Below are 14,187 nucleotides of genomic sequence, written 5' to 3'. Positions count from 1 at the left end.
AGTACAAATTTAAGGATTATTTGTTTATTAAATCCAGAGGTAAAATTACCCTTTATGATCGGTCGTATTCCGCATAAAGGTTTTAAATACTTCTAAAAACTCTTAATATTTTCCTAAAACTTGGGTGCTGAAAAAAGCCCGGCATAAAGTTTGGCTGGTGTTGAACTTAACTTAAAATAAAAAATTATGAAATCGAAAAATTTAAAAAACGAAAGAAAGACAACTGTTGAAAGAGCATTTAGATTTCTCGGATTATTCGTTGTTGCATTCTCTTTATTTGCGTTTACTTCCTGCAGAAGTGATGACGACCCGGCAGACAACGACTTTTTCGCCGGAACTTACAAAGGCAGCATTTCTTACAACGATGGAAATTCAACCATATCCAAAGACGGCGGAAGTGTTTTCGTAACCAAAATTGCAAGTGGTACAAAATACAATTTCCGGTTTTCTGATGGGATTCCTGATCTGAATGGTGTTGAATTCAAAAAAGAAGGTGACCATGTTTTGGTGATGGTAGGAGGAACAACCACCTCTTACATTAGAATTGATAATAATGAGTTGAAAATTTTATATACCGCTAACGGGAAAACCTGGACTGCAAACTGCACGAGATAAATTATATCACTTATTTTCACACCGACTGTTTCATTTGATTGAAACAGTTTTTTTTTGAAAGGTTTAGATAATGCATATCCGTAATTAGTACTAAAAATATATTTCTTCTACGTTTCGCTGTAACTTCCTTTTGTCCTAAAAAGTGAGTAAAACAACAAATTTGCAAATAAAAATCTTTGTGTGGTTCACGATGAGACTAAAAAATTTCAGCACTGATAAAGATGTGTTAAAGTTTGGTTAAAGTTATTCGGAAGAAATTTTCGGTACGGTAAATTATTTAATTTTATATCGTTAAAAAACATTATATCAAGCATTTAAAACATATACAAATGAAAAAACTATTAGCCGCATTGTCTTTGGTGGTAGCCCTTGGACTTGCAAATGCTCAACAGGTGACGCCAAAATCAACTGCAAAAATGGCTCCTGCTAAATCAGAGAAAATGGAAACTGCAAAAAAAGAAGCAGTCGCAAAATCTGCAACAGCAGAAAAACCGGCCGCAAAGACCTCTGCAGTAAAAATGAAAAAAGACGGAACGCCTGACAGAAGATACAAAGCCAATGCCCATCTGAAAAAAGACGGAACGCCTGATAAAAGATACAAAACAAAATAATACAGTTTGAATACGTTGAGCCCCGGAATTTATTTCGGGGCTTTTTTATATCTTTAATAAAAAATTTATGCAGCGTTTTTTTGCAATGATCCTTCTTTTTTCACTCTGCCTTTTTGTGGGTTGTACCTCGGAAAACAGAAACAATTCCCGAGCTTATGTGGAAGGAAAAATCACCGGATCTCAATCCGACTTCAATAAAATAAAAATAATTATTAAAAGCGATGAAAAAAACATCGGCGAAACCATGCCGACCGGCTCAGGCCAATTTAATGTTTCAGGTCCGCTGCTTTCGGATTCGTTTTCCTTGGTTTTAAATGAAAAAATAAAATCATTTTCTTCCTCAAAACCAGGCTGTACGATTTCTTCCGATTCTTTGGAAATCCTTATCCCATCTGGGACTACGTATATTATTTTCAATGACATAAACCTGAAATGATGAGAATTACATTTCTGCTTTTTTTCGGAATTTCAACTTTAATTTTCGGCCAGCAAAAAACAAACAAACTGGATGTTGTTTCTAATATCGAAACCAAAATGATTGTAATGAAACCCTTTGGCAATAATCATTTGGCAAAATTACTCATGCCTTTTTACGGTTTCGGTTTTGGGGGAAACTTGATGACTCCCATTAATTTCGGAATTGGATTAGATTACAATGTGCTGTTTTCTAATGTGAAATACGGCGAACAAAACCGTTACGGAAATATCGGCTCACCAACCATCACCAATATCGATTTGTACCTGACGCACCGCGAAATTATTTCCGAGGATTTTTCAATTGAAGAAATGGCGGGATTCAGCTATTACCGCCAAACTAATTTATTAGTTGACGCCGAAAATCAAAAATTAAAAGAGAATGCAACTGGCTTTAATCTTGGCGGAAAAGCTTTATATGCATTGGATCGCGAGGGTTATCAACAGGTCTTTGTCGCAGCGAAAGTCAATGTTTATTTCGGGAATGTTTACAATGAAAATCCAGAAACCAAGAAGTTTTATAACCGCTCTACCTTCCTGAGTTTAGGATTGGGATACCGCTATAATTTTTAAAACAGAAGTTCGGTGCGTAATTTTTCTTTATACTAAAGGTTTATTTCTAAAATGCTTTAAATTTGCGTTATGATCAATTTCATTAAGAAAAACATTGCTTTAATCTGGGCAAAAAATCACGTTAAAGGAACCCAATCCTTTAAAGCAAATTCAGTTAAAAACCAGGAAGAACTTTTACTTTCTCTGGTAAAAACTGCTGAGAAAACCCTGTTTGGAAGAACCCATCAGTTTGAAAATATAAAAAGCATTCAAGACTTCCAGTCGCACGTACAAATTGCTGATTATGAAGACTTAAAACCTTATATCGAAAAAGTAAAAAAAGGCCAGCGACAGATTCTCTGGACCGATACGCCGGAATATTTCGCTAAAACTTCTGGCACGACATCGGGATCCAAATACATTCCCATTTCAAAAGAAGGAATGCCTTACCAAATCGCGGCAGCACAAAGCGCGATTTTTCATTATATCGCACAAAAAAACAATGCTGATTTCGTTACCGGAAAAATGATTTTTTTGCAGGGAAGTCCTGAATTGGAAGAAATCAATGGAATTAAAACCGGCAGACTTTCCGGAATTGTTGCACATCACATTCCATCTTATTTACAGAAAAACCGCCTGCCGAGTTTAAAAACAAACCTCATCGAAGACTGGGAAACCAAAGTTGACGAAATCGTAAAAGAAACTGAAAAGGAAAACATGACTTTGATTTCGGGAATTCCGCCTTGGCTGATTATGTATTTTGAAAAACTGATCGAACGGAACGGAAAAAAAATTACAGAACTTTTCCCCAATCTTCAGCTCATTATTACCGGCGGCGTCAATTATGAACCGTACCGCGAAAAAATGAATGAACTTCTGGGAAAACCTGTGGATACTTTGCAGACTTTCCCCGCAAGTGAAGGATTTTTTGCGTTTCAGGATAATTTTGAAAAAGAAGGCCTACTGCTGCTCACCAACCACGGAATTTTCTATGAATTTGTCCCGCTGGAAGAATACGGGAAACCAGAGGCGAAAAGACTGACTTTAAAAGAGATCGAACTTCATAAAGATTACGCTTTGATTTTAACGACAAATTCGGGACTTTGGGCGTATTCCATCGGCGATGTTGTACGGTTTATTTCTAAGGATCCTTACCGGATTTTGGTATCGGGGAGAACAAAACATTTCACATCTGCTTTTGGCGAACACGTGATTGCTTTTGAAGTAGAAGAAGCTTTAAAAGCAACGGTAGAAAAATTTCCGGCACAGATTACAGAGTTTCATTTAGCTCCACAAGTAAATCCCACGGAAGGTTTACCCTATCACGAATGGTTTATCGAATTTGAAAAAGAGCCCGAAAACCTGGAAAACTTCATAAAAAATCTGGATGATGAAATGCGGAAAAGAAACACATATTATAATGATTTAATTTCCGGTAAAATCCTGCAACCTCTTGTAATTACAACATTAAAGAAAAATGCTTTTCAGGATTATGCCAGGTCTGAAGGAAAGCTTGGTGGTCAGAATAAAATACCACGATTAGCTAATGACCGCAAAATTGGCGATTTCCTTGAAACACACAGGAGCTAGTATTTGAAAAAACCTTAAATGATGAAATATTTCTTTGCTTTTTAATTCTTCTGATCAGCACTTCGTGTGTTTCGACGAAATACAGTGTTTACACAGATCAGGGGAATTTCGACAACATCAAGGCTGGAACGAGATATACTGTTTATGACAAAAGTGACCGTAAATTTTTTGTTGACGTCACCTCAGTGGAAAAAGACAGCATTATCGGAACCAGAAACGATCAGCGGCTTGCCATCTCCAAAAAGGACATCAAAGAAATTAATCAAAATAAGACTGGCGCAACCGTTATTTTAATCGGTGGAACCGTTGGTCTTTTGGTCATAACTTATATCATTGCAGACACAATGCGAGCTTTAGGTGAGGGGTTCGGGCTCGCCATCGGAGGACAATAATTAACTCTAAATAATTTCCATCCTGACAAAAACAACAGCATCTGAAATTCAAAAAACATTCTGCAGACAATCAAATTCGGATAAATACTCACACCAACACCTATTTATAAGTACCGAATTAACAAAATATTTAATATTTTAATAAATTTTTATTACATTTGAAAATATTAATTCAAATTATATTTAATGAAAAAAATCTATTTTTTAGGAACGATGTTAGCGATGACATTCTCAAATGCGCAGATTAAAAGCTTTAAAAAACCAAGCAAAAATGAGACCCATAAACCATTTGTATCCCATTTAAAAGCAAATGAAATAAAATTTGATCAAGCACCTGATTTCTCAAATGGAATCATATCAATGGTAGATCAAGACGATTATCAAATTTTTGCGGCAGATGACTTTCAACTTTCTGACGATACCAAAATTGAGAAATTTGTTTTTTATGGAACTCAGTTCTATGGTGATTTACCAGATTATTATCTGGGATTAAAAATGTATATCTTCAATGACAACAACGGTTTTCCCGCTGGAAAACCAAGTGATCTAAGCACAGCGGTTGCTGTCATAAATATCGACGAAACCAATAGCGCTGCGACCCTTTCCGCGGATGATGTGGATTTCACCTTTGAAGTTGATGTTACTAAGGCATTGGGACAAAACCTAACATTGAAAGCCAATAAAAAATATTGGGTGGCTTTTGCGCCTAAAGTTGATCTTGGTTACGATTACGGCTACGATGAGGATGAAACATTCTACTGGGCTTTAGGAAATGATAATTACTCAGAACCTGTGCTAATCGATGAGGCTGATTTATTTGAAGAAGGAGCAACCTCCTGGACAACTATTTCAAGTTTGCTAGGTGAAACTTTCGAAGGGCTTGCATTCACGATTACAGGAGAAAACCAGTTGGGTACTACAAATGTATATTCTAATCTTAGAAACGTCTCCATCTACCCAAACCCAGCAGTTAATGTAATTAACTTAAAGGCCAACAAAAAGAATTCTATTTCCAAAACTGAAATCTTTGATATGACCGGAAAACTGGTAATCAGTTCTTCTGAAACATCGATCAATATAGAAAGACTTCCAAAAGCTGCTTATGTTGTTAAAGTATATTCTGGAAGCGAATTAATCGAAACTTCAAAAATCGTTAAGAAATAGCATATTAGAAAAAATACAAATAAAAAAAGAAGCCGTTTCAATAAGTGTTGAGACGGCTTCTTCTATGTTGTCCTAATTAGAAACCACTTTCAGCCCAATCACCGAAGCGATCAAAGTGAAAACAAAAAATATTCGCCAGAAAGTCGCAGGCTCATCGAATATAAATATTCCCATAAAAACAGCACCTACCGCACCAATTCCCGTCCAGACAGCGTACGCTGTCCCAACAGGAATGGGACTGGCGCCAACAGAAATTGCCTTGTATAAAAGAAACATACTCAGAAAAAGAGAAATTGCAAAACCTGCCCACCAGAAATAACTTTCTCTTCCGGTTGTTTCTTGCGCTTTTCCGAGACAAGTGGCAAAGCCGGTTTCAAATAAGCCGCCGATAATGAGTAAAATCCAATTCATTTTTCAAAGATAATTTTTTTTGGAAAACTTAAGTGTTTCTAAAAGCCACGAATTCACGAATCTCCATTTTTTTTAACATTACTTCATTTCAATCATAGAAAACGCAACAACCTATTTTAAATAGAACAACAAGCTGTTGAAGAGAAATTCGTGCATTCGCGGCAAAATTTAATGCACTAGGAGAAGCCACGAATTCACGAATCCATTTTTTTTTAAATCACTTTTTACTTCGTTTCAATCATAGGAAAAGGTCCATTTAAAAGGAACAAGCTGTTGAAGAAAAATTCGTGTATTCGTGGCAAAAACTTAATGCAAAATGGGAAGCCACGAATTCACGAATCTCCATTTTTTTAACATTACTTCATTTCAATTATTGGAAAGCAACAACTAACTTATAGAAAAAAATTCGTGCATTCGTGGCAAATTAATAAATGATTTTTCGTTCCTAAAATTTACTTTTGCAAAATGATTTCATTGCAACCTATTCAGACCTTAAAAATAGCAGAATTTCGGAACTTGATGACCGGCCGTTTTTTTCTGATCTTATCTTTCAGAATGTTGGCAACACTGATGGGCTGGTGGATTTACAAATTAACCAAAGATCCTTTCGCCATTGGGTTGATTGGCTTGTCAGAAGTTATTCCTGCGGTATCAACTGCCTTATACGCCGGCCACGTTATCGATAATTCTGAGAAGAAAAGACTCTTGCTGATCTGCAATTACGCTTATGTTTTGCTGATCGGCTTATTGGCGGTTCCCGCTTTTTTTGGTCACAGTTTACTGCACTTCAGCAATATCCAGATTTCTTATTTTATTTATGCCGTCATTTTTTGTACCGGATTTTGCCGCGCATTTATCGGCCCTATAATTCCTTCAATGATTCCAAAGATAGTTTCAAAAGATCAACTTCCGAACGCTATCACACTCAACCAGGCGACCTTTCTTACCGCTTCGGTTTCTGGCCATGCTTTGGGTGGCTTTCTTATTCACTGGATTGATATTTCCGGAACAATCCTCGTGATTGTCGGATTAATGATTTTCTCCTCCATTTTCTTTTGGTTTCTGAAAAAACACCCTTCAGAAAACAGCGACCGAACAATGGGCGTGGTTGAAAGTATGCGCGAAGGAATCGCCTACATTTACAAAACAAAAGAAATCTTGGGCGCACTTTGCCTTGATATGTTCGCCGTCCTTTTTGGCGGTGCCGTCGCCATGATTCCGGTTTTCGCTACCGATATTTTAGATGTAGGATCCGAAGGTTTCGGCTTGCTGAATGCTGCTTCAGATATCGGCTCCATGTGTATTATCATGACTCTGGCGTTTGTACCGTTAACCAAAAATCAAGGTAAAATCTTACTCGTTGCCGTGGCAGGTTTTGGCCTGTGCATCATCGGTTTCGGTTTCTCTAAATTATACTGGCTCTCCTTTTTCTTATTGGTGGCCAGTGGAATGCTCGATGGAATTTCGGTGGTCATCCGCGGTACGATTGTACAACTGAAAACGCCCGATCATATTCGCGGCCGGGTTTTAAGCGTGAATTCCATTTTCATCATGTCGAGCAACGAAATGGGTCAATTCGAAAGTGGCGTTGCAGCCAAACTTTTAGGCGTTGTTCGATCCGTCGTTTTTGGTGGAACCATGACCGTTTTAATCGCACTTTTAGTCGGAACCACCGTTCCAAAACTCCGCAAAATGAACTATTAATTTTTTAAGACTAAACAGTGTAGAACTTCTAACCAATTCGGTCCGGCTCTTCCCTCCAATCTTTTTTGCTGCACCTTTGGCAGCGCCAAAAAAAAGAATTTCCGTTTCAATCCTCGCCAAAATAAAAACTGTTTAATTTCCGACTTATCAACACTGCAATTCACTAACAAACAACTCATTGACCTTAAAACCCAGGACATTGTTGATTAAATATTCGGAATAAAAACTTAAAAAAACTATCTTTGTCATATGGCACAAAAGGAAACTTTATCTTCACTAATTCATGGTAATTTCGCTAAGGAACTTTCTATTTCCGACGGCAAAATGCCTCCCAATGCAATAGAATTCGAGAAACTCGTTATCGGCACTTTTTTAATTGATAAAAAAGGACTGGATTATTCCATTGATTTATTGACCGCGGATGTTTTTTACGACCCAAGACACCAGGAAATCTTCCGCGTAATCGTCCGTCTCTTCGAAGGTAATCATCCCGTCGATTTAATGACGGTAATTCAGGAATTAAAGAAAACCGATAAATTAGCACTTGCAGGAGGAGATCATTACATCATTGATTTAACGATGGGAGTCTCTTCCAGTGCGCATATTGAGTACCATGTCCGGGTGATATTAGAGAAATTCATTCTGCGGAGTCTGATTAATGTTTCCGCCAATGTGATCGACAGTTCTTATAAAGAATCTACCGATGTTTTCGAGCTTTTGGATAAAGCCGAACAATCCTTTTTTGAAATTACAAACGGAACTATTAAAAAAGGTTTCGACACTGCGAATACTTTGGTTAGCCAGGCCATTGAAACCATTAAAGCCTTAAAAGACAAAGAGGGAATCTCCGGAATCCCGTCCGGATTTAAAGATATTGATAAAGAAACCGGTGGTTGGCAAAATTCCGATTTAATTATTATTGCGGCCCGTCCGGCAATGGGTAAAACCGCTTTCCTGCTTTCTATGGCAAGAAATATTGCGGTAGAACATAATATTCCGATGGCTTTATTCTCGCTGGAGATGGCTTCCGTTCAGTTGATTACCAGAATGATCGCTTCAGAAACGGGAATTTCTTCTGAGAAATTACGAAAAGGACAAATGAACGATGAAGAATGGCAACGTTTATTCTCCAATGTTTCCGCTTTAGAAAACGCTCCTTTATATATTGACGAAACACCTTCCCTTTCTGTATTCGATTTTCGGGCAAAATGCCGGAGATTGGTCATGCAGCATGGAGTAAAAATCATCATGGTCGATTATCTTCAGTTGATGACCGCAAATTCCGGAAAAGGGGGAGCAGGAAATCGTGAACAGGAAATTGCAATGATCTCCCGTTCCCTGAAAGCAATTGCAAAAGAGCTGAATGTTCCTGTTATTGCACTTTCTCAGCTTTCAAGAAGTGTGGAAACACGACCTGGAAAAAGACCGATGCTTTCTGACCTTCGGGAATCTGGAGCGATTGAGCAGGATGCCGATATTGTTTCGTTTATTTTCCGTCCGGAATATTATAAAATCACCACTTGGGACAATGATGAAGACGGCGGTGAGTCCTCCACAGAAAACCAGGCAGAACTGATTATCGCAAAACACCGTAATGGTGCTACCGCAGATGTGAGAATGTCTTTCCATAAAAATATTGCCAAATTTGCCGACCTTGATTTATTTGGTGGAGGCGGTGCCTACGGTTACCAGTCTTCGAATTTTGGACAACAGGATACTCCGGGAGGTTTTGAAAAAATCAAAACAACCATCGATCCCGGTGCTGCTTTCGATTTGCCGAGCAACCAAAACCTTTCCGGTTCGTCGATGAATGATGCGGATGATGATGATGATTTTCAATTTTAGGAATGGGTCTTAGAATTGAAATTTATACCGACGGCGCCTGTAGTGGTAACCCCGGAAAAGGGGGTTACGGAATCGTGATGAAGGTTCCCGAAAAAAATTACGAAAAAAGATATTCGCAGGGGTTTCGCCTCACAACCAACAACCGCATGGAATTGTTGGCAGTGATAGTCGCTTTGGAAAAACTGAAATCTACCGAAAATGACATTCACATTTACACCGACAGCAAATATGTTTCTGACGCGATTAATCAGAAATGGATTTTCGGTTGGATTAAAAAAGGTTTTAAAAATGTAAAAAATCCTGATTTGTGGAAAAGAATGGTTCCTTTAATTAAAGCACATCAAACCACTTTTCATTGGGTTAAAGGTCATGCAGGCCATCTCGAAAATGAAATCTGTGATCAACTTGCTGTAAAAGCCACCCAGACAGAACCGCTTCAAATTGATGAATTTTTCGAAAAACAACAGAACGGCGGGCTTTTCTGACGGTAAATTACTTTGCGTGAATTTACTTCGCAGTGAATGGTTAGTTAGCTTCGCAGTGAATGGTCAATTTAATGGTCAAGTATCGTTGCTGTGAAATGGTGAATTTTCTAAACTTAATATTTATTAAATTCACTTTTAAAATTGACCCGAAGAAATTCACCATTCACTTTTAAAATTCACCTTTAGAAATTCACTTAAAGAAATTCACCCACCCAACTTCCGGCTCATTTATTTATCTTTGTTAGATGAATTACCTTGAAGCACTCAACAAAAGATATTCGGTTAAAAAATTTGATCCTGAAAAAACAGTTTCGTCCGATGTGCTCTTCCATATCCTTGAAGCGGCAAGACTTTCGGCTAGTTCATTGGGACTACAGCCTTATCGGCTCCTTATTGTGCAAAGTCCGGAAATGAAGCAGAAACTCATTCCTGCCTTTTACAATCCATCGCAAATCTCAACATGTTCGCATTTGATTGTTATTGTTTCGAAAAACAATATTGGCAATGAATATATCGGCAATTATTTTAATCATATTTCAGAAACCAGAGAAGTTCCTCTGGAAAGTTTAAATCCATTTAAAGAAAGTATCAGCAAACATATTCAGCATTTAGATTCAGAAGAAGTGATGATTTGGGCAGATAAACAGAGCTATATTGTTTTGGGAAATCTGATGTTTGCGGCGGCTTTAGAAAATGTAGATACCTGCCCGATGGAAGGCTTCAGTCAGGAAAAAATCGATATTGTTTTAGGGATTGATACCGAAAAAGAAAAAGTCGCAGTGACTTTAGCGCTTGGGTACCGATCGGAAGAAGACCAATTTCAGAATTTAAAAAAAGTAAGAAAACCGAATGATAAACTGTTTAAGTTTATTTAAAATAAGGTCTAAATTTTCATTCATTACACCAAAATAACTCCATGATAAAAGCAGACGTACTCGTCATCGGATCAGGAATCTCCGGACTTTCTTATGCGATAAAAATATCCGAAAGAATGCCCGAGGCAAAAATAATCATCGTCACCAAAGCCGATGAAGACGAAAGCAACACCAAATATGCGCAGGGCGGATTGGCCGTAGTAACCGATTTCGACAAAGATAATTTTCAGAAACATATCGATGACACCATGAGAGCCGGCGATGGTGAAAATAATCTTGAAGTGGTAAAAATGGTCGTTCGCGAAGGTCCCGAAAGATTTAAAGAACTTGTGGACTGGGGAACTAATTTTGACCAAAAAGACGGTCACCTCTTGCTCGGCAGAGAAGGCGGACATACCGAAAACCGCATTGTTCATCACAAAGATATTACCGGCGCTGAAATAGAACGCGCTTTATTGGCAACGGTGAACAAATCACCGAATATCGAAATTATGGCGCATCATTATGTCATCGATTTGATTACGCAACATCACGTTCCCAATAAAATTTTCGATCTTGAAAAAATCGACTGCTACGGCGCTTACGTTCTTGATGAAAAAAATAAAGAAATAAAGAAAATTACGGCGAAAATCACTTTGGTCGCAACCGGCGGAGCAGGTCATGTTTACAAAAACACCACCAATCCGATTATCGCAACCGGCGACGGAATAGCCTTTGTCCACAGAGCGCGCGGGAAAATTTCGAATATGCAGTATTACCAGTTTCACCCCACCGCTTTATTTTCCAAAAGAGACGGAATGCTGTTTTTGATTTCAGAAGCAGTGCGGGGCGATGGTGCAAAATTGAGAACGAAAGATGGTGCAAAATTCATGCACAAGTATGACGAACGCGAAGAATTAGCATCGCGGGACATAGTTGCCAGAGCCATTGATAATGAATTAAAAATTTCGGGCGATGATTATGTAGGGCTTGATTGCCGCGAAATGAATCAGGAAAGATTCATCGAACATTTTCCCAATATTTATCAGAAATGTTTGGATGAAGGAATCGATCCTTTCACCCAACTCATTCCGATCGTTCCGGCATGTCACTATTTAATGGGCGGAATCGATATCGACATGGACGGCCAAAGTTCCATTAAAAATCTATTTGCCGTAGGAGAATGTACCAATTCTGGCTTACATGGCGCTAACCGACTGGCTTCAAACTCTTTACTGGAAGGGCTGGTCTTCGGTCACAACGCGGCTTTGAAAACAGTCGAACTCCTAAAAATCAATGATTTCAACTTTGAAGATTTGAAAGCAATTCCGCAATGGGACGAAGAGGGTATGAAAATGATGGACGAGATGGTGATGATTTCCTACCTTCGCAGACAATTGCAGGAAATGATGAGCGATTTGGTAAGTATCGTCCGATCAAATGACCGCTTGGCTCTGGCAAAGAGAAAACAACAGGAAATCTTCGAAGCTGTGAATGAACTGTACAACTACTCGATTCTGTCGCCAAAACTTTCGGAACTGAGAAATCTGACCAATATTTCCTATTTGATTATCAAGCATTCATTGATGATGAAAGAGAACAAAGGCGCTTTTTATAATAAAGATTTGGTGTAAATAACGATTTATAAAATAAGACTTCCGAGCATGGAAGAATGGAGAAAGAACTCAAAAAAAAGGGAAAACCCATGAAACTGTCACCAATTATCAACGCTGAAGAGTTAGCGGATTTGAACCGGGAAAATGTCGTCATCGTAGACGCCGGAAGTGGTGGTTCTGCTTATGACAGCTATTTGCATGAACATCTCGACGGAGCGCTCTATACGGATTTGAATAATGATTTAGCCCAAATTCCGAAAAACATAAAAAATGGCGGACGACATCCGTTGCCCAGTTTAGAAAAATTTGCGGAAGTCTTGATGCGTTTGGGGATCACCCAGGATTCCCACATTATTGTGTATGACAATAAAAACGCTTCTATTGCCGCAGCAAGATTTTGGTGGATGCTGAGATCTGTAGGAGTAGAAAAAGTTCAGGTTTTAAACGGCGGGATACAAAGAGCAAAAGCAATGGGACTGCCCCTAAATTCAAGAATCGTCGAACCCGAACCCGTTGATAAACTTTCATTAAAAGAATGGAAACTTCCGGTGGCGGATATTGATTTTATTGAACGTTATTCTGAGAACCCTGAATATATTATTATTGATGTTCGTGAAAAAGACCGTTATGACGGTAAAACGGAGCCCATCGATGATGTCGCAGGGCATATTCCGGGCGCGATGAATATCCCATTTAAAGGAAACCTTACTGAATACGGAACTTTTAAAAGTCCGGAAATTCTTCATGAAAAATATGCAGAAGCTTTAAAAGATATTCCATCTGAAAAAATAGCGGTGTACTGCGGATCAGGAGTTACCGCTTGTCACACTTTACTGGCCCTGGATTATGCAGGATTTGAAATCCCCAAACTGTACGTAGGATCGTGGAGTGAGTGGTTAGGCAATGGTAAACCTGTGGCTAAAAACAAATAACTAAATTTAAACTTTCACCGAACCTAAAAAAAATGAAGATTCCTTCAAATATAAAAATATGAAAAAACCGCTCTACATCACGAAAGACGCTTTAAAGACCTTTATTAAAAACGCATTGGAAGAAGATATTCAAGATGGCGACCATTCTACTTTGGCTACCATTCCTAAAGATCTACAGCAGAAAGCCCAACTCCTGGTGAAACAGGACTGTATTTTAGCCGGAGTGGAACTGGCAGAAATGATTTTCAAACAGTTTGATAAAAACTTAAAAGTAGAACGGCTGATGAAAGATGGTGACCCTGCAAAAGCGGGCGATATTGCTTTTTACATAACGGGAAGCGCCAGATCTATCCTGACTACCGAACGGTTTGTTTTGAACTGCATGCAGCGAATGAGTGGTATCGCAACCATTACCCATGAGTGGGATTCGCGGTTATTGGGAACAAAAACGAAACTTTTGGACACGAGAAAAACAACGCCCAATTTCAGACTTTGCGAAAAATGGGCGGTGGCCATCGGTGGCGGCACTAATCACAGATTTGGTTTGTATGACATGATCATGCTCAAAGACAACCATATAGATTATAACGGAAGCATCACCAACGCTGTAAAAATGGCAAAGGCATATACTGAAAAGATTAAAAAGCCATTAAAGATAGAGGTTGAAACCCGAAATTTAGAAGAGGTAGAAGAAGCTTTGAAAGCCGGCGTCGACAGAATCATGCTCGACAATATGGAGGTTGCAATGATGGCAGAAGCCGTAAAATTAATCGGCAGGAAATGTGAAACTGAGGCTTCCGGTGGCATTACCCGGGAAATGCTGAAAGACATTGCACAAACGGGTGTAGATTTTATTTCCGCAGGTGCACTGACCCATTCTGCAGAGAACATCGACCTGAGTTTGAAGGCTGTGAAATGAGAAAGTGCATTTAAACAAAGAAA

The 14,187-nt window shown here is 38.6% G+C and carries 15 protein-coding genes; 14 read left to right on the top strand and 1 reads right to left on the bottom strand.

The window, feature by feature from the left end:
• Positions 1–186: 186 nt before the first annotated feature.
• The 7 genes from QF004_RS03080 (at position 187) to QF004_RS03050 (ending at position 5,398) form a co-directional block, all read left to right on the top strand.
• Positions 187–615: a hypothetical protein gene (locus QF004_RS03080; RefSeq protein WP_307422560.1), complete on the top strand. Its 429-nt coding sequence runs from the start codon at positions 187–189 to the stop codon at positions 613–615.
• Between the two features lie 329 nt (positions 616–944).
• Positions 945–1,226: a hypothetical protein gene (locus tag QF004_RS03075; RefSeq protein WP_133439436.1), complete on the top strand. Its 282-nt coding sequence runs from the start codon at positions 945–947 to the stop codon at positions 1,224–1,226.
• A 67-nt stretch (positions 1,227–1,293) separates the two neighbouring features.
• Positions 1,294–1,662 (top strand): hypothetical protein, encoded by a 369-nt coding sequence (locus tag QF004_RS03070; protein ID WP_133439435.1) that lies wholly within the window; start codon positions 1,294–1,296, stop codon positions 1,660–1,662.
• Positions 1,659–2,273 carry a hypothetical protein gene (locus QF004_RS03065; protein WP_307422557.1) on the top strand — a complete coding sequence of 205 codons (615 nt, stop codon included), beginning with the start codon at positions 1,659–1,661 and terminating at the stop codon, positions 2,271–2,273. The genes QF004_RS03070 and QF004_RS03065 overlap by 4 nt, the downstream gene beginning before the upstream one ends.
• Positions 2,274–2,342: 69 nt before the next feature.
• Positions 2,343–3,842 carry a GH3 auxin-responsive promoter family protein gene (locus QF004_RS03060; protein WP_307422553.1) on the top strand — a complete coding sequence of 500 codons (1,500 nt, stop codon included), beginning with the start codon at positions 2,343–2,345 and terminating at the stop codon, positions 3,840–3,842.
• A 185-nt stretch (positions 3,843–4,027) separates the two neighbouring features.
• Complete coding sequence (locus tag QF004_RS03055) at positions 4,028–4,234, top strand: hypothetical protein (RefSeq protein WP_307422550.1); 207 nt, start codon at positions 4,028–4,030, stop codon at positions 4,232–4,234.
• 186 nt (positions 4,235–4,420) lie between these two features.
• Complete coding sequence (locus tag QF004_RS03050) at positions 4,421–5,398, top strand: T9SS type A sorting domain-containing protein (RefSeq protein WP_307422548.1); 978 nt, start codon at positions 4,421–4,423, stop codon at positions 5,396–5,398.
• Positions 5,399–5,470: 72 nt separating this feature from the next.
• Here the strand turns inward: QF004_RS03050 and QF004_RS03045 are convergent, their stop codons facing one another.
• Entirely contained in the window at positions 5,471–5,809 is a 339-nt protein-coding gene (locus tag QF004_RS03045) for a multidrug efflux SMR transporter (protein ID WP_133439430.1), read from the bottom strand.
• Positions 5,810–6,274: 465 nt separating this feature from the next.
• Between QF004_RS03045 and QF004_RS03040 the strand changes: the two genes are divergently transcribed.
• The 7 genes from QF004_RS03040 to nadC all read left to right on the top strand — a co-directional run bounded on the left by QF004_RS03040 (position 6,275) and on the right by nadC (position 14,164).
• Positions 6,275–7,513 carry an MFS transporter gene (locus QF004_RS03040; RefSeq protein WP_307422544.1) on the top strand — a complete coding sequence of 413 codons (1,239 nt, stop codon included), beginning with the start codon at positions 6,275–6,277 and terminating at the stop codon, positions 7,511–7,513.
• Between the two features lie 249 nt (positions 7,514–7,762).
• Positions 7,763–9,358, top strand: coding sequence for a replicative DNA helicase (gene dnaB, locus QF004_RS03035; protein ID WP_307422542.1), 1,596 nt, complete (start codon positions 7,763–7,765; stop codon positions 9,356–9,358).
• A gap of 2 nt (positions 9,359–9,360) precedes the next feature.
• A complete protein-coding gene (gene rnhA / locus QF004_RS03030; protein WP_307422538.1) occupies positions 9,361–9,843 on the top strand; it encodes a ribonuclease HI in 483 nt (160 codons plus the stop codon).
• 245 nt (positions 9,844–10,088) lie between these two features.
• The gene (locus tag QF004_RS03025; protein ID WP_133439426.1) at positions 10,089–10,718 is read left to right on the top strand and encodes an NAD(P)H-dependent oxidoreductase; all 630 of its coding nucleotides are present in this window, start codon (positions 10,089–10,091) and stop codon (positions 10,716–10,718) included.
• 41 nt (positions 10,719–10,759) lie between these two features.
• On the top strand, positions 10,760–12,331 hold the full coding sequence (gene nadB / locus QF004_RS03020; protein ID WP_307422535.1) for an L-aspartate oxidase: 1,572 nt from the start codon (positions 10,760–10,762) through the stop codon (positions 12,329–12,331).
• A gap of 71 nt (positions 12,332–12,402) precedes the next feature.
• Positions 12,403–13,245: a sulfurtransferase gene (locus tag QF004_RS03015; protein WP_307422531.1), complete on the top strand. Its 843-nt coding sequence runs from the start codon at positions 12,403–12,405 to the stop codon at positions 13,243–13,245.
• A gap of 58 nt (positions 13,246–13,303) precedes the next feature.
• Complete coding sequence (nadC, locus tag QF004_RS03010) at positions 13,304–14,164, top strand: carboxylating nicotinate-nucleotide diphosphorylase (protein WP_307422528.1); 861 nt, start codon at positions 13,304–13,306, stop codon at positions 14,162–14,164.
• Positions 14,165–14,187: the final 23 nt, after the last annotated feature.

The organism is Chryseobacterium sp. MDT2-18, from assembly GCF_030815285.1.
GTDB lineage: Bacteria > Bacteroidota > Bacteroidia > Flavobacteriales > Weeksellaceae > Kaistella > Kaistella salivictor.
Note: the sequence above shows the minus strand (reverse complement) of the source record. Positions and strands in the feature narration are given on the sequence as shown.